The 17,733-nt window shown below is 64.9% G+C and carries 17 protein-coding genes; 7 read left to right on the forward strand and 10 right to left on the reverse strand.

Translation table 11 applies throughout. The features are described 5' to 3' along the window. Positions 1 to 191 precede the first annotated feature (191 nt). From gltS to JOF47_RS15990, 6 genes are all read right to left on the reverse strand, one after another. Positions 192 to 1,469, reverse strand: coding sequence for a sodium/glutamate symporter (gltS, locus tag JOF47_RS15965; protein ID WP_210000171.1), 1,278 nt, complete (start codon positions 1,467 to 1,469; stop codon positions 192 to 194). 8 nt (positions 1,470 to 1,477) lie between these two features. Next, positions 1,478 to 2,416 (reverse strand): formimidoylglutamase, encoded by a 939-nt coding sequence (gene hutG, locus JOF47_RS15970; RefSeq protein ID WP_210000174.1) that lies wholly within the window; start codon positions 2,414 to 2,416, stop codon positions 1,478 to 1,480. Beyond that, the gene (locus JOF47_RS15975; RefSeq protein ID WP_342592813.1) at positions 2,413 to 3,237 is read right to left on the reverse strand and encodes an IclR family transcriptional regulator; all 825 of its coding nucleotides are present in this window, start codon (positions 3,235 to 3,237) and stop codon (positions 2,413 to 2,415) included. Before JOF47_RS15975 ends, hutG begins: the two co-directional genes overlap by 4 nt. A 501-nt stretch (positions 3,238 to 3,738) precedes the next feature. After that, complete coding sequence (locus JOF47_RS15980; RefSeq protein WP_210000177.1) at positions 3,739 to 3,975, reverse strand: hypothetical protein; 237 nt, start codon at positions 3,973 to 3,975, stop codon at positions 3,739 to 3,741. Positions 3,976 to 4,007: 32 nt separating this feature from the next. Beyond that, positions 4,008 to 5,267, reverse strand: coding sequence for an acyl-CoA dehydrogenase family protein (locus JOF47_RS15985; protein ID WP_210000179.1), 1,260 nt, complete (start codon positions 5,265 to 5,267; stop codon positions 4,008 to 4,010). A 263-nt stretch (positions 5,268 to 5,530) separates the two neighbouring features. Continuing rightward, the gene (locus JOF47_RS15990; RefSeq protein WP_210000181.1) at positions 5,531 to 5,977 is read right to left on the reverse strand and encodes a MarR family winged helix-turn-helix transcriptional regulator; all 447 of its coding nucleotides are present in this window, start codon (positions 5,975 to 5,977) and stop codon (positions 5,531 to 5,533) included. 156 nt (positions 5,978 to 6,133) lie between these two features. On the opposite strand from JOF47_RS15990, the gene JOF47_RS15995 reads away from it, so the two are divergent. Both JOF47_RS15995 and JOF47_RS16000 read left to right on the forward strand, forming a co-directional pair. Next, positions 6,134 to 7,327, forward strand: coding sequence for an MFS transporter (locus JOF47_RS15995; RefSeq protein WP_210000183.1), 1,194 nt, complete (start codon positions 6,134 to 6,136; stop codon positions 7,325 to 7,327). Between the two features lie 59 nt (positions 7,328 to 7,386). Beyond that, the gene (locus tag JOF47_RS16000; protein WP_210000186.1) at positions 7,387 to 8,226 is read left to right on the forward strand and encodes an aldo/keto reductase; all 840 of its coding nucleotides are present in this window, start codon (positions 7,387 to 7,389) and stop codon (positions 8,224 to 8,226) included. A 103-nt stretch (positions 8,227 to 8,329) separates the two neighbouring features. Here JOF47_RS16000 and JOF47_RS16005 read toward each other — a convergent pair whose 3' ends face one another. Further along, positions 8,330 to 9,769: an MFS transporter gene (locus tag JOF47_RS16005; protein WP_210000188.1), complete on the reverse strand. Its 1,440-nt coding sequence runs from the start codon at positions 9,767 to 9,769 to the stop codon at positions 8,330 to 8,332. Between the two features lie 268 nt (positions 9,770 to 10,037). Between JOF47_RS16005 and JOF47_RS16010 the strand changes: the two genes are divergently transcribed. From JOF47_RS16010 to JOF47_RS16030, 5 genes are all read left to right on the forward strand, one after another. Continuing rightward, positions 10,038 to 10,706: a response regulator transcription factor gene (locus tag JOF47_RS16010; protein WP_210000190.1), complete on the forward strand. Its 669-nt coding sequence runs from the start codon at positions 10,038 to 10,040 to the stop codon at positions 10,704 to 10,706. Further along, positions 10,703 to 12,136, forward strand: a complete 1,434-nt coding sequence (locus JOF47_RS16015; RefSeq protein ID WP_210000192.1) for a sensor histidine kinase — start codon at positions 10,703 to 10,705, stop codon at positions 12,134 to 12,136. Before JOF47_RS16010 ends, JOF47_RS16015 begins: the two co-directional genes overlap by 4 nt. Then, positions 12,133 to 13,146 carry a TAXI family TRAP transporter solute-binding subunit gene (locus JOF47_RS16020; RefSeq protein ID WP_210000196.1) on the forward strand — a complete coding sequence of 338 codons (1,014 nt, stop codon included), beginning with the start codon at positions 12,133 to 12,135 and terminating at the stop codon, positions 13,144 to 13,146. The genes JOF47_RS16015 and JOF47_RS16020 overlap by 4 nt, the downstream gene beginning before the upstream one ends. 142 nt (positions 13,147 to 13,288) lie before the next feature. Further along, complete coding sequence (locus JOF47_RS16025) at positions 13,289 to 14,257, forward strand: hypothetical protein (protein WP_210000199.1); 969 nt, start codon at positions 13,289 to 13,291, stop codon at positions 14,255 to 14,257. 120 nt (positions 14,258 to 14,377) lie between these two features. Further along, entirely contained in the window at positions 14,378 to 14,656 is a 279-nt protein-coding gene (locus tag JOF47_RS16030; RefSeq protein ID WP_210000202.1) for a hypothetical protein, read from the forward strand. A gap of 55 nt (positions 14,657 to 14,711) precedes the next feature. On the opposite strand, the gene JOF47_RS16035 is transcribed toward JOF47_RS16030, so the two are convergent. The 3 genes from JOF47_RS16035 to JOF47_RS16045 are packed head-to-tail and all read right to left on the reverse strand — an operon-like array spanning position 14,712 to position 17,684. Next, the gene (locus tag JOF47_RS16035) at positions 14,712 to 15,509 is read right to left on the reverse strand and encodes an ABC transporter permease (RefSeq protein ID WP_210000205.1); all 798 of its coding nucleotides are present in this window, start codon (positions 15,507 to 15,509) and stop codon (positions 14,712 to 14,714) included. A 7-nt stretch (positions 15,510 to 15,516) separates the two neighbouring features. Beyond that, on the reverse strand, positions 15,517 to 16,488 hold the full coding sequence (locus JOF47_RS16040) for an ABC transporter ATP-binding protein (RefSeq protein ID WP_342592814.1): 972 nt from the start codon (positions 16,486 to 16,488) through the stop codon (positions 15,517 to 15,519). After that, positions 16,485 to 17,684, reverse strand: coding sequence for a LolA family protein (locus JOF47_RS16045; RefSeq protein WP_210000209.1), 1,200 nt, complete (start codon positions 17,682 to 17,684; stop codon positions 16,485 to 16,487). Before JOF47_RS16045 ends, JOF47_RS16040 begins: the two co-directional genes overlap by 4 nt. Between the last annotated feature and the right edge of the window lie 49 nt (positions 17,685 to 17,733).

Consider the following 17,733-nt stretch of genomic DNA (forward strand, 5'->3'; position numbering starts at 1 on the left):
GGAATGCCACGGTTCGGCTCACAAACAACTGAAGCGAAGGTGCGGGGTCATCATGACCCCGCACCTTCGCTTCTTCTACACCGCGGCTTTCGAGACGTGTCCATCCTGGCGGGACCGCGCCGCGACCCGAAGGCGGAACCGGCAGGCCGCCCCGCCCCGTGGATGCCGACGGGTCCCGGTCCGAGTGGGCGCTAAGCCACCCAGTTCATGCACCAGACAATCCACGGCAGGGCGACCAGGTCGATGAGGACCGCGCCGGCCAACGGGACGATCAGGAACGCACGTTCCGACCGGACACCAAAGCGGGAATTGAAAGCGTCCATGTTCGCCAGCGCATTGGGAGTTGCGCCGAGACCATGGCCGATGAATCCCGCCACCATGGTGGCCGCATCGTAGTTCTTTCCCAATACCCGGAAGACCACGAAGACGGCGAAGGCAAGGATGAACAGCAGCTGCACCAGAAGGATGAGCACCAACGGACCCGCCAACGACGCCAGCTCCCAGATCTTCAGGCTCATCATGGCCATGGTCAGGAAGAAGCCGAGGGTGAACCGCGAGATCAGGTCCACCGCGTCGTCGTCGATCTTGACCCAGCCGAGCTTGTCGTTCATGTTGCGGAAGACCAGGGCGATGATCATCGCGCCGACATAGGCCGGCAGCGAGAACCCGGTCACGTCGGACAACCAAGTGCCCAAGGCCATCCCGATCACCATGACAACACCGATAACCAACACGGCCGTCAGCAGGTTCGAGTAGTTGATCCCGTTCTTGGCCGGGGTCTCCTCGATCGGTTCGGCAACAGCGGTGGCGGCCTTGTCCGAGCCGCCACCGGCCGACATGTTCCTGGCCACGGCACCGGCGAAGGCCAGTTTCCCGCGCAGTCCTGCCTTTTCGGGAATCTGCACGTTGTGGCGGGCCACCAGGAAGCTTGCGGTCATCCCGCCCATCAGGCTGCCGGCGACCAGACCGAAGGTAGCCGAGGCAATCGCCACCGCGGTGGCACCCTCGACGCCCATCGCTTCGGCAGTGGGGCCGAATGCGGCGGCCGCCCCGTGCCCGCCTTCCAGGCTCACCGCGCCGGCCATGATGCCCAGCATCGGGGAAACGCCCACCGCGGTGGCCATGCCGATGCCAATCAGGTTCTGCATGATGGCCAGGCTCCAGCACACCACTAGGTAGACGAGCAGCAACTTGCCGCCCTTCTTGATGGAGGCCAGCGAGCCGGCCAGGCCAATGGTCGTGAAGAAGGCGATCATGGCCGGGGACTGCAGCGAGGTGTCCAGCCCGACCTGCGCGGTGCCGGTCTGGCGCAGCAGCAGGACAATCAGCGCGAACACGAAGCCGCCAATGACGGGTGCCGGGATACAGTACTTCTGCAGGAAGCCGACCCTTTGGCGCGCCCATTCACCCAGGGAGAGCAGAAGCAGCGCCAGTGCCGCCGATTGGACAAGATTAAGTTGGATTTCCATGTGGGTATTTAGCCTCGGTTCAGAATCAGGTCATTGATCAAACGTGCCGCGGTGCGGGCAGTTCGCTGGTCGACGTCGAAGTCGGGATTGAGTTCGGCAATGTCGGCATGCACGAGCTTTCCGCTGCCGGCAGCCGCCAGCACGACCTCTCGCACGACGTCGAGCCCTATGCCGTACCCGGCCGGGGCACTCACACCCGGGGCCACGCTCGCCGGCAACGCGTCGAGGTCGACGGTCAGGTACAAGTGGTCCACCGACTTGGCGAATTCGACGACGAAGTCGCGAACGCGCCCGATGTTTGCCATGTGGCATTCGGTGTCCAACAGGGTCTTGACACCAAGTGCGTGGGCACGGTCGAAGAGCACCTTTGTGTTCGCTCCCTCGCTGATGCCCACCGCCGCATAGTGGAAGGTGCGTCCGGCCGCAGCCTCGGCCCGGGCGATCTGGGCGAAGCCGGTGCCCGATGACGCCTGGTCCTCATCGCGCAGGTCGAAGTGCGCATCGATATTCAGGATGCCCAGGCTCCACTGCCCGTCATCACCCAGGGCCCGCGCCACACCGGCATAGCTGGCAAAGGTGATCTCGTGGCCACCACCCAGACCCACGGTAAAGTGCCCGTCGGCGAGCAGGGACGCCAACGCCGAGGCGAACTGTTCCTGCCCCGATTCCAGATCCTGCCCCTCGACCACCACGTCACCGGCATCGTAGAGCGCCACCGGACGATGCAGGGCAAGGGAAGACAGTGCCGCCCGCAACGCTCCAGGACCGGCATGGGCACCCACCCGGCCCTTGTTGCGACGCACGCCCTCATCACTGGCGAATCCCAGCAGGGCGCTGCCAGCGGCGACGCCGGGCGTCCAGTCGACGATGGTGTTGTGCCAGCGCGCGTTTTCCGCACCGGGGCCGTCGTTACGGCCGTTCCACGGCTCGGGATTTTTCCGAGTCATTGTATTCCTCCACTTAGGAAGTCCGCCGTGCGGCGGACAAGTCGAATCAATTGCGAAGAGCGGTATGCACTGCGTTCGGCCGGTGCCATCAGGGTGACGACCCCGCTCAGCCCCCCGGCGCCGTCCACTACCGGCGCGCTCACGCCCCAGATCCCGGCGTCAAGTTCGCCGTAGCTGACTGCGTACCCGTCGGCGACCGCTTGTGTGCAGGCCTGTTCGATGGCTGTCCGGGTCTCGTCCGAAACCCGGTAATGGTCGAAGACCCTGTGGCGCGAGTCCCGCGGCATCCGAGAGAGCAGTGCCGTCGCGGTGGCCCCGCGCAGCAATGGTTGCGAGGCGCCCACGGTGTAACAGCAGCGCAGCATGTGCCGCGAGTCCACAGCCTCCACGCACACCGCTTCGGTGCCATGAGCCACCATGAAGGCCACGAATTCCCCGGAGTCCTGGGCAAGCTGACGAAGGTACGGGGTCACCGAGCCAGTGGTGAGGGTGGTATCGCGGTACCGCTCGGAGAGCTGCACAGCGATTGGCCCGGCGCCGTAGTGCTTGGTGGAGGTTTTTTGTGCAAAACCGGAGGACACCAACGACGTCAGCATCCGATACACGGTGCTGACCGGTATCTGTGTTGAATCAGCCAATTCCTTCGCGCTTGCCTGTGGCACCTTTGCCAGCGCCCCTAGGATGCGTAACGCCCTAGTGGCTGGCGTATCCGCCTCGTTTTCGTCTCCCACAAAGTCCCTGTCATTCATGCCGCCCGGCCAACCCCGCAGGCATCTACCGCGCCGGTAAACCAAGGTTCCCTTGGCAGTCCAGTGCTCCATTCAAGATGACCAACACGGTTCTTTCAAGAAAAAATTCTCGCATGGTGAGAATTTTGTTGGGACTCTTCCCGATGGACGAAACGTGGCCCGCGACACCCGGGGTGCTAGCGCGACGTCTCGAGCGGGACTTGTCAACACCCGGAAAGGCCCCTACTTGCTGATTGGCCGGTGCCGAAAATCACCACCGCCCAAGGGTGTGCACGTGATGCACTTCACGTTGCGGAGGTGTTTTGAGGCCTCTGACACACCGGCGATCCCCTGCCCAGGGCAATGCCGCCGCAGCGACCGGCATCCGCTCTCCGCGACATTCAACGCGGCAGGCGAAAGACGGGCTCGACACAAGAGGCACAAGGGAATGCATGGCGGAATGCCACCGAGGCAGGAATGGCCGCTCCATTTGTCGCAGCGGACGGAACGCCTACGAGCAGAACCGCGGCAGGTGATCGGGGAAGAGGCTTTTCCCGGATTCGAGATATTCAGGCCCACGCCGGAGGTGGACACTCAGCCGGCCCACGGCTGGTTCGGTCGATCGAACTCGAGAAATCCTCCCGCACACTGCGAGTCCCCAACGCGGTCGGCCGCACGACCGAGCTCCGCCGGCTTCAGCGTGGTCATGGCCGCCAGCCCGTCGGCCTCGAGGTCATACGGTAGGACCCGAAGGACGGAGGCCTCGGCCACCTCGACGCTGGCGAGTATTCGACGGGAGCATACGCCGAGGGCGGACACGCATTCGCGCACCCGCCCTACTGTTCTTGCATGTACTTGCCGTTCTAGCTCCCGGTGGGCGACCCGGCAGATGCCCCGATGGCCCAGACCCGCGGCAGCGCCCAGCCATGCACCGCGTTTTCGCCGACCAACCGGGCCTTGAACACCCAGGGGTTGTGGTTCCCGGCGGTTCGCGCATTGCGCCAATGCCTGTCCAGGTTCTTGGCGGTGCTGGTTGCCGAGGCCGCCAGCGCGTCAAACGCATGCGACAGCGCATTGGTCACCAACGGGGTCAGGGCGATCTGCGCCTGGGCGGAGGCGAGCTCGGCGGCGTCGTTTGCGGCTTCCTCTTCCGCCACGCCCAGCTCCCCCGCGCGCACGGCCACTGCCGCTTGGTAGGCATCTTCCAGCGCCTCGGCCATGGAATCGACGGTGGCATTCGCCACGAACGCAACGGCCGAGACCTCGCCGATGACCTGCAGGAGTTGGGGGTCGTCGCTGGCCCGTTCCGCCGCACCGTGGCTGAAGGTGCGCTTGCGGGCGCGAAGTTCGGCGGCGAAGTCGCGTTCCGCGGCTGCGGCGCTGCCGGCCAGCACCGCGAGCAGCACGGCCTGGTAGAACGCGGTCTGGTACTTGAAGCGGGTGTCGAAGTCGATCAGGTTCGCCGGCTCCACCGCCGCCCCGGCAAAGGTCGCGGTGCCGGTGCCGGTGGTGCGCTGCCCGAACCCGTCCCAGTCGTCCTCCAACACGACACCCGGCTGGCGGGCCTTGACGACGGCGATGACCCGCTGGCCGGTATCGGTGCGCTCGGCATAGGCGTCGATCCAGTCGGCAAAGATGCTGCCGGTGGAGTAGTACTTGGTTCCGGTTACGGTGAAACCGCCGTTGCCGTCCGGGGCCACCCTGGTGTTCACCTCGCCCAGTGCCACTGACCCGATCTCGGTCCAGGAATTCCCGACAAGTTCCCCCGCCGCAAAGCGGTCCAGCCAGGCGTCGCGTTCGGGGCCTTCTGCTGCGACCAACCGGTCCTCCACAAACGCAAAGTGCCCGCGCAGCGCCTGGGTGATGTTCGGATCGGCGGAAGCCAGCAACGTGAGCAGGGCAAAGAGTTCGGGCAGGGTGGCACCCGCGCCGCCGTGGGTTTCGGGCACCCGCAAGGCCCCGAATCCGGCCGAGGCAAGGGCCTTGATCTGTTCGCGCGGCAGGCTCCGGTTACTGTCGCGTTCCGAGGCACCCTCGGCGATGTCGTAAAACAGCGGCGCGAAGTGTTCCTTGAGTTGCTCGAGTCTGGTCCGGGATGGGGCTTCGAGCTCGGTGCTGGTCATGGTTGGTGGTTCCTTCCGGGCGAGGTGCGAACGAATATGTCCGACTCTAGGAACCGGCGACGCCACTACAAATACCCCGCTTCACGTGGGGAATAAGGGGGTCGCGAAGTGTCACACGCGACCGTTGCTTGGGGCCGGAAACGTCATGCAGGGACTTTTGCCGTCACAGAAGTGCACACTCGGCAAACCAGGGAAATGCGCGGCTCCGGCAATGTCGGGTACTGATAACCCACCGCGCTTGGACGCCGCGGAATCCCGCGGTGTCAGTTTTCGTCGCGCGGCGCGACGGCCGTGACCAGGTCCTGGAGTTCGGGCACGCGGGCGGCATTTTCCAGCGCCTCGCGCAATACGGCGTCATGGGTTGGGTGTGCCTCGTTCAGCAGCTTCTCGCCTGCCGCCGTGAGTTCGGTGTAGATTCCGCGCCGGTCATCCATGCAGAGGATGCGGGTGAGCAAGCCGCGGTCCTCGAGTCGCGTGACCAGCCGGGTAATGGCACTGCTGGAGAGTGCGGCGGCGCGGGCCAGCTGGGCCATGCGCATATGCCAGCCATCTTGCCGACCCAGCGCGTCGAGCACCGTGAATTCAACAACCGACAGTCCGTGTTTGGCCTGCAGCGCGCGCTCAAGTTCACCCTCGATGAGGTTGTGCAGCGCGGCAAGCGTTCGCCAGCCCTGCGCGCGAATCTGTACCGCGTCGTCCTTGATTCCCATGGGCGGAACTCCTCTGTTCTCTACACCACAAGACTACCACCTTGCGCCGATATGCCGCGCGTGCAATCATTGCTTACGCAGTAGTTGCACACGCAACGAACGTATCCGGCCGGTACGCCACTGCATCCGCACCCAAAATTCGCACAGAAGGTTCTCATGCCAGTTGCTCTTTATGCCCTCGCCCTTGGCGGCTTCGGCATCGGTCTGACCGAGTTCGTCATCATGGGCTTGCTGCCCGAGGTCGCGTCCGATTTCGGGGTCACCGAAACCGTCGCCGGCTACCTCATCTCCGGATACGCCCTCGCCGTTGCCATCGGCGCCATCATCTTCACGGCAGTGCTTGGCAGGTACGACCGCAAGAAGTCCCTGCTGTTCTTGATGGTGCTGTTCATCATCGGCAACCTGCTCTCGGCCACCGGCCCAAGCTACGAGCTGGTCATGCTCGGGCGCATCATCGCCGCGCTGTGCCACGGCGCGTTCTTCGGCATCGGCTCGGTTGTCGCCGCCGACCTGGTGCCGGCCACCAAGCGTGCCGGCGCCATCGCGTTCATGTTCGCAGGACTCACCATCGCCAACGTGCTCGGCGTACCTCTCGGAACGATGCTCGGCCAGGCGGCCGGATGGCGTGCCACATTCTGGGCCATCACGGCCATTGGCGTCATCGCACTGGTCGGCATCATGTTGCTGGTGCCTGGCAACCTCGCCCGTTCCTCCAACGCCGGCGTCTTTGGTGAATTCACCATCTTCCGCAGCCCGCAGGTCTGGCTGTCGATGATGGTGACGATCTTGGGCTACGGCGGCATGTTCGGCGCCTTCACCTACATCGCCTTCACGCTCACGGGCGTCGGCGGTTTCGCCCCGAGCACCGTGCCGTGGCTGTTGATCCTCTTCGGCGTCGGGCTGTTCGCCGGCAACATCCTCGGCGGCCGCGCCGCGGACAAGAACCTGCCGAAAACGCTCATTGCGCTGTTGGGCGTCCTCACGATCGTATTGATCGGGTTCGCGCTCACGGCCGACAACCAGATCGCAACCATCATCGCCCTGGTGCTCATGGGTGGCGTCGGGTTTGCCACCGTACCGGGGATGCAGATGCGCATCATGAACCACGCGGCACACGCGCCAACCCTCGCCTCGGGCGCCAACATTGCGGCCTTCAACATCGGCAACGCCTTCGGTGCGTGGGTCGGCGGCCTGACCATCGCGGCGGGGCTCGGCTACACCTCGCCACTGTGGGCCGGTGCCGCAATCACCGTTGCCGGGCTGCTGGTGCTGCTCGTCGCCGTGCGGGTTCGCGGCGGCGAATATGCAAAAGACCAAGAACCACGGCTTTCGCCGGTTCCAGTGCCGTAACCACCCGTCTTCCCCCTCCGTACACATCCAACCGCACACACCTAAAAAGGAACTCGACAATGAACACCACATCCACCAACGTCCCGACCATCACCTTGAACAACGGGGTCACCATGCCCCAGCTGGGCTTCGGGGTATTCCAGGTTTCCGACGAGGAAACCACGGCGGCGGTCGCGACCGCCCTGGAAACCGGGTACCGCAGCATCGATACCGCGGCAATCTACGGAAACGAAGCCGGCGTCGGACGCGCCCTTGCCGAATCCGGAATCCCCCGCGAGGAACTGTTCATCACGACCAAGCTGTGGCTGGCGGACCTAGGTCGCGAAAAGACCCGCGCCGCCCTGCTCACCAGCCTCGAGAAGCTCGGCCTCGACTACGTTGACCTTTACCTCATCCACTGGCCCGGCACCGATACCGACGCCTACCTCGAATCGTGGCAGGTGCTTGAGGAGCTGAAGGCCGAGGGCCTGACCCGCGCGATCGGCGTCTCCAATTTCCTGCCCGAGCAGCTTGAACGCATCGTCGCCCTGGGCGGAACCATCCCCGCGGTGAACCAGGTGGAACTTCACCCCCTCCTGCAAAACCGCGAAACCGCCGCGGTGAACCTTGCCCACGGCATCGCCACCGAGGCGTGGAGCCCGCTGGCGCAGGGAGCCGCATTGACCGAACCCGCAGTCCTCGCCGCGGCGCAGGCGCACGGGGTCACCCCCGCGCAGGTGGTCATCCGCTGGCACCTGCAAAGCGGCAACCTGGTGATCCCCAAGTCGGTCACGGCCTCGCGCATGGCCTCGAACTTCGACGTCTTTGGGTTCGAGCTCGGCGCCGAGGAAATGACGGCCATCGATGTGCTCGAGCGTGACGGTCGCACCGGCCCGCACCCGCTGACCTTCAACGGCTAGACGCGATTCGGCCCGGTAGCCACAAGCAACGAAGCGGGGCCACCCGTTTTCACGCAGATTCTTGCGTGAAAACGGGTGGCCCCGCTTCTTAATACCCAGGAAACTAGGCGTCGACGAGTTCCGTCTTGTCGTCTTCCTGGTTCTTGGCGTTCCAGGCATGGCCCTGTTCATCGTCCAAGTGCGTGGTCCTCTTGTTCTTCAGGGCGAAGATGTAGACCAGCAGCGAGATGGCGATCGCCACGGTGACGTAGGTGAAGAACAGGTCAACGCGCTCGGCCTTCTGGAAGGCCGCTCCGATCAGCGGGACGGTGCCGCCGAAGAGCGAGTTGGCGATCGCGTAGCCCAGACCCACGCCGAGGGCGCGGATGGAAGCCGGGAACAGCTCGGCCTTCACCAGGGCGTTGATCGAGGTGTATCCACCGACAATGACCAGGCCGCCCATCATCAGCAGGAAGGCGAAGACCGGGTTCTGGGTCTTGGAAAGCATCGAAAGCAGCGGCCAGGTGAACAGCACACCCGTGATGCCGAACCAGAGCAGCAGAGGCTTGCGGCCGACCTTGTCGGAGATCATGCCGTAGACCGGCTGCAGGAGCATGAAGATGAACAGCGCCCAGAAGTTGATGACAGAGGTCTCGGTCTTGGGGATGCCGGAGGTATCGTTCATGAACTTCAGGATGAAGTTGGTGTAGGTGTAGAAGGCAACGGTGCCGCCCAGGGTGATGCCGATGCAGACCAGCAGCGGCTTCCAGTACTGGGTGAACAACAGCTTCATGGTGCCCGGCTGGGCTTCGCCGGCAACGCCGGGCTTGTTCGCGGCGGCAACCTGCTCGGCGGAGACTGTTTCCTCCATGCTGCGGCGCAACCACAGCACCACCAGGGCGGCCAGGCCGCCGATGGCGAACGGGATGCGCCAGCCCCATTCGACCAGGGTTTCGTGGCTCATGGTGTTCTGCAGGATGACCAGCACCAGCAGGGCCAGCATCTGGCCGCCGATCAGGGTCACGTACTGGAAACTGGAGAAGAACCCGCGGCGCTTGGACGTCGCGGCCTCGGACATGTAGGTGGCGCTGGTGCCGTACTCGCCGCCCACGGAGAAGCCCTGCAGCAGGCGCACGAAGACCAGTAGGACCATGGCCCACATGCCAATGGCTTCCTGGGTCGGCAGCAGCGCAATCGCGAAGGACCCGGCGGACATCATGGTCACGGACAGGGTCAGCGCGGCCTTGCGGCCGTGGCGGTCGGCGTAGCGGCCGAAGAACCAGGCGCCAACGGGGCGCATCAGGAACGAGGTGGCGAAGACGGCCATCGCCTCGAGGCCTGCTTGCAGCTCGTTCGTGGCATTGAAGAAGTGCGACTGGAAGTAGGCTGCGAACACCGTGTAGACGTAGAGGTCGAACCACTCCACGAGGTTTCCGGCCGATCCCTTGAGGATGTTGCTCACGGCCTTGCGGGTCGCGGCGGCCTCGCTGGCGGACGCAGCGTCCTTGGTGCCGGAACCGGGTTTCGGTGCCTTGTTGATTTTGTCCACGGCGACATTGCTCATGGGGGTTCCTCCTCTACGTTGGCGGCCCCCAAAATAACCGAGGTCCTCCACCAAGGTAATCGTGAGACACGGCACAACCAACGCGATTTGGAATTCCTAACACTTCCTTAAGAATCCGCATTTTGGCCCGCAGCGGCTTTGCCCCCGGAGCCGGCGAAGGGCGGGAAACGCGGGGAAATGGTACCCTCCAAGACGGGCCCCGGTCGCATCGACCGGGCGTGAACAACGAATTTTTGACGACACAACTGACGACGCAAGGAACCCTGCCATGGACGTACTCATCGTTGAGGATGACGACTCCATGGCCGCAGCACTCACCGCAGCCGTGAAGTCCACCGGCCACGGTGTAGATCGGGTTTCCCGCGGCAGCGATGCCCTGCTGCGGCACCGCGACTTCGACGTGATCCTGCTGGACTTGGGGCTTCCGGACATGGACGGGCTTGAGGTGCTGCGCAAGCTTCGCCAGGTGACCCAATGCCCCATCTTGGTCCTCACCGCCCGCGACGACGAACGCAGTGTTGTCCTGGGGCTTCGTTCCGGCGCGGATGACTACCTCGTCAAGCCGGTGAAGCTTGTTGAATTGCTGGCCCGGATCGAGGCAGTCACCAGACGGACGCGGCTGCTCGACGGGCGGAGCGATCCACACCTTCACGTGGGCGAGCTGGACATCGACCTGGACCGCCGAGTGGCGGCGGTCGCCGGACGCGTGCTGCCGTTGACGGCCACCGAGTTCGACTTGCTTGCGCTCCTGGCTAGGCATGCTGGTTCCGTCGTCACCCGGGAACAAATTCTCGACGCGCTCTGGGGCGATGCGTTCCTTGCCTCGTCCAGGTCCCTCGATGTCCACCTGACCGGGCTGCGTTCCAAGCTTCAGCTTCCGGGTTTCATCGTCAATGTCCGCGGCGTCGGGTACCGAATCGAAGCCGACCCGCGGTGAAGGCACGTGTCCTTGGCGTTCTGAGCGTGCTTTCGCTGCTCTTGGTCCTTGTCATCTCCAATGTGATCCTGACGTCCAGCAGCCGTGAGCTCACCCAGGAGCTGCAGATCAACCGCGTTGCATCGCTCAACAGGATCGCGCTGGTGGCCTACGATGCCGCGGTCGACGGGGACAGCACCGTGTTGCAGCGGGAAATGGACACCTACTCTGGGCTCTACGGCGAAGGAATCGTGGTTCGGTTGCAGCGGGAAACGCTGCGTTCCGGCGCATTGGACGAGAACCGGCCGGACGTCGCGGACGCGCTCGCGCGGGCCAGCCTCAACCTCAGCGACACCACGCTGGACCCCGTCACGCCGTTCGGGAGCGGCACCGAAGTCATCTCCCGGTCCATCGGAAGCGCCAACCAGGTCCTGGGCGAGGTGGTGCTCGAGGTCAATCTGGACGTTGCACGGCAGAAGCTGCTGTGCAGGTGGCTGGTGGTGGGCCTGGCCGCGGCCGCGTTCGCGGCGTTGCTGCTGCTGGGTGCCGCGCGCGTCACCGGTTGGGTCTTGCGTCCGGTGCTCCGGTTGAACGAGGCAGTCACGGAATTGAAGGAAACCGGCCGAACCGGCCGGCTGCCGGAGGACGGTCCGCCGGAGCTGCGAGAGTTGAGCCGTTCCTTCAGCACCATGGCGGACGCCGTCAGCGAGAGCATCGAATCCCAGCGCCAGCTCATTGCGGACGCCTCGCACCAATTGCGAAATCCCATCGGCGCGCTGCGTCTGCGGATCGATTTGCTGCTGCTGGAATTGGACCGCGAACGCGAACTGGAAGCCGGTGCGGGAGTGCTGGCGGAACTTGAACGTGTGGAAGAAATCCTGGACGGAGTGCTCAGGCTTGCCGTGGCCGAGCACCGGGCCTTTGAGGGATCGACCCGCGCGGCACTGAGCCCGGCAGACGGTTCGAAGGTGCCGGCCATCAACCCGTTCCCCGTGCTGCAGGAAGAGGTTGAAAGGGCGCAACCGGCCGCGCAGCGCGCCGGCTCGGCCGTCATCCTTGCCACGGATGAAAACCCGGAGGCGGAGATCGCCTGCAACCCCACCGAACTTGCCCAAATGATCGGCGAGCTGCTCACCAATGCCATCAAGTACGCCGCCGGGGCCACCATCACCGCCGCCGTCCGAACCGAAGCAGGGCACACGGTCATCGAGATAGCGGACCACGGCCCGGGACTCGCTGCGGACCAGCTGGCCGCCGCCACCACGAGGTTCTGGCGCGCACCCGGGCATTCGGGAATTCGCGGCAGCGGCATGGGAATGACCATTGTCGACAAGCTCGCCGAAGCCAATGGCGGTCGTCTGGTCTTGGGCGAACAATTCCCGCACGGATTGAGGGTGCGCCTTGAATTTGACCGGATACATGTGTCGCCGGGGTCGGGAACAAGGCCGTGAACACTCAGAATGAAGGCGCATTGGGGTTGTCCAGACGCAGTTTGCTCAGGGCGGGGCTTGTCGCGGGCCTGGCCGGAATCATCGCTCCGGCCCTCGGCGCATGCACCACCGAGGGCCGGCCCGGCCTGCTCACCGTTGCCGGCGGGGAGCCGGGCGGCTTCTATCTTGAGTTTTCAACGTTGCTGGCGGAATCCCTCCAGCGCCACGGTGTCGCCGAAAGGGCCGTCGTGGAGGCAACCGGCGGCAGCCTGGACAATCTGGAGCATCTGAGCACCGGAAGGGCCGACCTTGCCGTCGCGCTGGCGGATGCCGCGGCCCAGCAGGCCGCTGCCCCCGGCGCGCACCCCGGGGAGGTTGCCGCGCTTGGAAAGGTGTACGAAAACTACGTCCACTGCGTCGTGCGGAAGGACAGCAACATTGGCTCCCTCGCCGAACTTGCCGGCCGGACGGTTGCCGTCGGCCAGCCCGGCTCGGGCACGTCGCTGATCACCCCGCGGCTCATCGAGGTCGCCGGGCTGAGTTCCTCCCCCGACGGCGCGCCGGCCACCCGGAAAACCATCACCGTGAAGAACCTGGGACTCAATGACGGGCTTGCCGCCCTCCAAGACGGTTCGGTGGATGCCTTGTTCTGGTCAGGCGGCGTGCCCACCGCCGCCATTGCCGCGGCGCATGGGGACACGGGGCTCTCACTGCTTGATCTTTCGGCCCTGCTCCCGGCCCTTCGGGCACGGTACGGCGCCTTCTACGACCGGGTGCTGATCCCCGCTGGAAGCTACGAAGGCATGCCCGCGGTGTGGACCATCGGCGTGGCCAACCTGCTTTTGTGCCGGGCTGATTTGGACGAGCGGACAGTGAAGCGGACCGTCGAGCTACTGGTGCTCCATGCCGAGGAACTGATTCCGCGCTCGAGCGTCGGCATCCAGTTCCTGAGCCCGGAATCGCTGATCAACACGGCGGGCATACCCCTACACCCCGCCGCGGCCGCCGCCTACAAAACACTGCACGGGTAGTCGCCGATCGACACAACGCTGGTGTCGGTGTTGCGCTTTGGCGTCCTGTCTTGGGCATGAACACCATTGGATGTTTGAACTATCGTTAGTGCCACCGAGACGGAGCGTTCACCGGATCGTCCGGACAGACAGGGGGCGCAACATGGACGTCAACACCTTTGAGCTTCGCCCGGACCCCAGCGGAGGTTTCGATGCATTCATCGACGGACGCTTCCTCCGCTCGATGGTTTATGCCGGGGCCAACCAGTCCGAATGCCCGCTCACGCTCATGCGCAGGGAATTGGACTTCGACGCCGCGCTCGGCCAAATCAGGCGGCTCAAGGCGGAAGATCCCGGCGATTTCGGGGCTGATCGTGTGTGGTTGTATTTTTGTTCCAATTGCTTTGATCCGGGTTGCGGCGGACTCGGCGTCAGGGTCGAGGTTTCGGCGGACGTCGTGGTGTGGTCGGACTTTTCACATGATCCCGAACCCGATCTCGACGAGGAAGCCGACGAACCCGCTCCACTGGACGAGCTCGGTCCGTTCACCTTTGAACGGACCGGCTATGAGAAGGCCCTGGACGACCTCGGCGTGTACCTGCGCGCGGTCTTCGCCGAGGTGCACTCCCCCGCCGCACTTTCCAGGCCCGTGGCACTGGGAATCGGGGCCTGCGTCTCCCGGCGCAGCCTGCGACTTCGCGACCCCAAGGAGGGGCTGCAATGGACGGTTGGTGGCTTGCCGCTGGCAAGGATCCTGCAGAAATCCCTTGGCCGGATCGTTGCGAAGCCCGAACGCAGGAAGCTCTCCGATCTGGTCCATTCGCCCGTCCAGGAACGGGGAACCCCCTACGGCCCGGCCGGCGGCGAGGTCCTGGAAATGCTTCTGGGCACGCGCGTTTTTACCGATCTTCCCGGCAGGGTTCCACTGCTGATTGGCGCATGCCTCGAGATCCCCTGCGGCGCGGTCACCGCGCGAGTCAGAAGGTTGGAGGACATTGTCGTCTGGGACGAGTTCCAGGCCCATGACGCGGGATTCGCCGAACCGTTCCATGTCTTCCCGCACGGGGTCTCCTTCACCTTCGATCTGCGGCAGCACGACGAAACGGTGCGCCAAACACTCAATTCCCTCTGAATAGGCCCGGCGGACGGCACACCGGATTCGCATGCTCATCGCTTGCTCCACGCGGCCAAGATGTATCCTGCGGAAAAATGCGAAAGACTGTACTCCCACACTTACGAAGGCGAACACCACATGATGAATCTCCAGCAGGACTCCGACGGCAACATCCGCATGCGCGCCATCTACCCCAAGACCGTGCGCGTCAACGTCATCTTCACCGACGGGACGCAGGAGGAGTTCACCGGGCAGCGACTGAACGAGCTGCGCGCCGAGGCCAACGCCGCCTACCGTCTGGCCAACGAGCTGGATGCGAAGGGCTTCGACCGCAACAAGGGAAAGCCGCTTGCCCGCAACAAGATCGTCGAGTTCGTGCCGGTTCGCCCGGGCATGTCCAAGAGGTCCAAGAAATAGCGACGATGCGCCGCCGACCGCGGCGCATCATCCCGGCTTCGACCCGGCCTGAAACTCAGGACAGGACGTCCCTGCTGGCGAACCGGCCCCAGGCCAGCGCCCCGAACACCAGGATGTAGCCGCCCTGCAGCAAGGCGTTGTCGCCGAACGACGTCCACAGGATCGGTTCGCGCAACAGGTCCGCGAAGCCCAGCCAGTGGTGCGGGAAAAGCCACGGGTGCAGCCAGTCCAGCTGCGGGAGCTGGCCGAGGATCTGCGCGGTCACGGCAAGCACCGCGGTGGCGGCCATGGCGCCTACGGGCACGTCGGTCAACGTGGAAACAAACAGGCCGATGGCCGACAGGCCGAGCAGCGACAGCGCCGCGTAGGCGGCAATGAGCCCGAGCCGCAGCAGAGCGGCGGCCGGCGCAATCGTGTCGCCGGACAGCAGCGTCACCGGGCCCACGGGGAATAGCATCCAGCCCACCAGCACCCCGCACAGGGCCACCATGAGCGCCGCGGCCAGGCAGAAGACCACCGCCGCCGCATACTTGACCAGCAGCAGGCGCGGACGTGAAACGGGTGCGGTGAGCAGATAGCGCAGCGTCCCGGTGCCGGCCTCCCCGGCAATCGTGTCCCCCGCAACCACCGCAACCGTCAGCGGCAGGAACAACGGAATGCAGACCAGCAGGCCGGTGACGGCCACGAACAACCCGTTGCCCGCCACCCGGTCCAGGAAGGCGGGGCCGCGGCCGGACGGCGGGCCGGAGGTGAGCCTGACGGCGACGGCGATCAGCACCGGAACCGCCCCCAGCGCCAGCAGCATCGCCCAGGTGCGGCGGCGTCTGAAGAGCAGTGCGAGTTCCGAGCGCATCAATCCGCTACTGTGCAAGGTCGAACCCCTCCCCCGTCAACGCAACAAAACGTTCCTCGAGGCTGGCCGCTTCCACGGCGAATCCGCGCACGCGCACGCCGGCCGCAACCAGCTCCTGCACGATCAGCTCGGCTTCCGGGGCCCCCGAATCCAATTTGGACCTCAACACCCGGTCTGCCCCGGACGCTGTTGGGTCCGGCAGCGCTTCGAGCCCCAGCCGGGCCAGCACTCCCAGGGCGAGCCCGGCATCCGGGGTGCGCAGCGTCAGCCGGCTTCTTCCGCCTGAGCGCAACTGCGCCAGCGTCCCCTGGGCCAGCAGGTTTCCGGTGCTCATCACCGCCACGTGGGTGCACATCTGCTCGATTTCGCTGAGCAGGTGGCTGGAGACGAAGACCGTCGTCCCCTCGCGTGCGAGCGAACCGATCAGATGCCGGACCTCGCGGGTTCCCTGCGGGTCAAGGCCGTTGGTCGGCTCGTCCAGCACCAGCAATTCGCGCTCACGCAACAGCGCATTGGCGATTCCCAGCCGTTGTTTCATGCCCAGCGAATACGCGTGCACGGCCAGCTTGGCGGCCTTGCCCAGGCCGACCTTCTCCAGTGCCGCCTCCACGCGCATGGTCCGGGTCGCCGGGTCGGAGGTGGTGTCGGCGCAATCCATGCGCACGAGGTTGGCCCGCCCAGACAGGAAGGGGTGGAAGGCCGGGCCCTCGACCAGGGCCCCGACCCGGGGAAGGACATGCGATGCGGCCGCGGGCATGGGCCGGGAGAGCAGGTTGATGCTTCCGCTGCTGGGCGCGGCCAAACCGAGCAGCATCCGGATGGTCGTGGTTTTTCCCGATCCGTTGGGACCCAGGAACCCGAAGACCGATCCGTGCGGCACCTCGAGGTCCAGGTCGTTGACGGCCCGGCGCTTGCCGAAGCTCTTGCCCAATCCGAACGTCTGGATGGCCAGTGCCCCATCGAGGGGCGGCGGGCTCACTGCTCGTCGGCCACGGCCTGCAGCCGGGCCTCGGGAACCGAACCGATGAGCACCTGCCCGTCATCGGTGACGAGTATGTTCAACAGCGAGCTGTGCAGCAGGTGGCCGCCGTCAACGGGGACGGCGAGTTGGTCCAGCATCTCGGAGTCCATCAGCCCGGCGGGCACTTCGTCCTCGGAAAGCACCACCACCGTTTCCCAGCCGGTTCCCTCTGTCTCCGGCTTGTTGCCGTGTTCGTGCATGTCGTGGTGCTTCATGCATTCGGACATGTCGTGTTCGCGGACCGTTGCGTCTTCCGGCGGGGTGAATTCGAACAGTGCGGCATCGGGGGTTTCCGGGGTGAAGGAGGTGAACTCCACCGAGATCGCCGGATCTTCCTGGTCTACCGCGTCAACGGTGATGCCCAGGGGAACTCCCGTCTCCGCATCGACGCCGATGCTCACGCCGGCAACTAGGGTATCTTCGGTGCGCGGGGTCAGTTCAAGGCTGTAGGCATCGCGGCCCGCTATTTGCACGTCCTCGTTGACCTCCACCATGGTGCTCGGGTCGATGTCGGCAAGGAACTTGTCGGCAACTTCGCCCGGCGTCATCGATTCCTCCTCGTCGCTGTTTCCCCAATGCCGCTTTGTGTCGTCATACAGTTCGGGCACCGCGGACCTGTCGACGGTGTTTGTCGCCGAGTCGTAGTGCCACAGCTCGGTGCCGTTGCGGATGAAGTCCTGTTCGTCCAGGCCGTCCATGACCTGCAACCTGAACTTGTCGGGCCGGTCCACATAGACGCGTGCCTCGTGGGTTCCGGACACCATGGAGAGCATTTTCATCAGCTTGGCGTCGTCGGATTCCCCGGTATCGGACGGATCCGTGTCGTCGGTTGCCCCGGTGTCGTCGGTTGCCTCTGTTCCATCGGACGGGTCCGTATCGTCGGTTGCCCCGGTGTCGTCGGACGGTCCTGTATCGGACGAGCCGAATTCACCGGTGTCGGGCAGCTGCGGGAGGCCCAGGTCGACCGTTGCCGTGAGGCTTCCGGAAAAGTCGGTGTCCTTGGAGTTCTCGATCATCAGCAGGATTTCCTGCGGCGACTTGGGATCCAGCTCCACCTGCTCATTTGCTGAAGCCGTGGCCCCCAGTGCGGCCGCCGCGATGAATGCGGGCACCGCCACTGCGGGTATCCATTTTTTGACTGCAACGGGTTTCATGGCCATCATTCCCGACTCAGATACATAGGTATTTCCACGGTACGCCGCC

It is taken from the genome of Paeniglutamicibacter kerguelensis, from assembly GCF_017876535.1.
In the GTDB taxonomy this organism is placed as follows: Bacteria; Actinomycetota; Actinomycetes; order Actinomycetales; family Micrococcaceae; genus Paeniglutamicibacter; species Paeniglutamicibacter kerguelensis.

What these genes read in the sequence shown, in the direction of transcription:
- gltS (WP_210000171.1), bottom strand. Translation starts at nt 1,469, where the DNA reads ATGGAAATCCAACTTAATCTTGTCCAATCGGCGGCACTGGCGCTGCTT.
- hutG (WP_210000174.1), bottom strand. Translation starts at nt 2,416, where the DNA reads ATGACTCGGAAAAATCCCGAGCCGTGGAACGGCCGTAACGACGGCCCC.
- JOF47_RS15975 (WP_342592813.1), bottom strand. Translation starts at nt 3,237, where the DNA reads ATGGAGCACTGGACTGCCAAGGGAACCTTGGTTTACCGGCGCGGTAGA.
- JOF47_RS15985 (WP_210000179.1), bottom strand. Translation starts at nt 5,267, where the DNA reads ATGACCAGCACCGAGCTCGAAGCCCCATCCCGGACCAGACTCGAGCAA.
- JOF47_RS15990 (WP_210000181.1), bottom strand. Translation starts at nt 5,977, where the DNA reads ATGGGAATCAAGGACGACGCGGTACAGATTCGCGCGCAGGGCTGGCGA.
- JOF47_RS15995 (WP_210000183.1), top strand. Translation starts at nt 6,134, where the DNA reads ATGCCAGTTGCTCTTTATGCCCTCGCCCTTGGCGGCTTCGGCATCGGT.
- JOF47_RS16000 (WP_210000186.1), top strand. Translation starts at nt 7,387, where the DNA reads ATGAACACCACATCCACCAACGTCCCGACCATCACCTTGAACAACGGG.
- JOF47_RS16005 (WP_210000188.1), bottom strand. Translation starts at nt 9,769, where the DNA reads ATGAGCAATGTCGCCGTGGACAAAATCAACAAGGCACCGAAACCCGGT.
- JOF47_RS16010 (WP_210000190.1), top strand. Translation starts at nt 10,038, where the DNA reads ATGGACGTACTCATCGTTGAGGATGACGACTCCATGGCCGCAGCACTC.
- JOF47_RS16025 (WP_210000199.1), top strand. Translation starts at nt 13,289, where the DNA reads ATGGACGTCAACACCTTTGAGCTTCGCCCGGACCCCAGCGGAGGTTTC.
- JOF47_RS16030 (WP_210000202.1), top strand. Translation starts at nt 14,378, where the DNA reads ATGATGAATCTCCAGCAGGACTCCGACGGCAACATCCGCATGCGCGCC.
- JOF47_RS16035 (WP_210000205.1), bottom strand. Translation starts at nt 15,509, where the DNA reads ATGCGCTCGGAACTCGCACTGCTCTTCAGACGCCGCCGCACCTGGGCG.
- JOF47_RS16045 (WP_210000209.1), bottom strand. Translation starts at nt 17,684, where the DNA reads ATGAAACCCGTTGCAGTCAAAAAATGGATACCCGCAGTGGCGGTGCCC.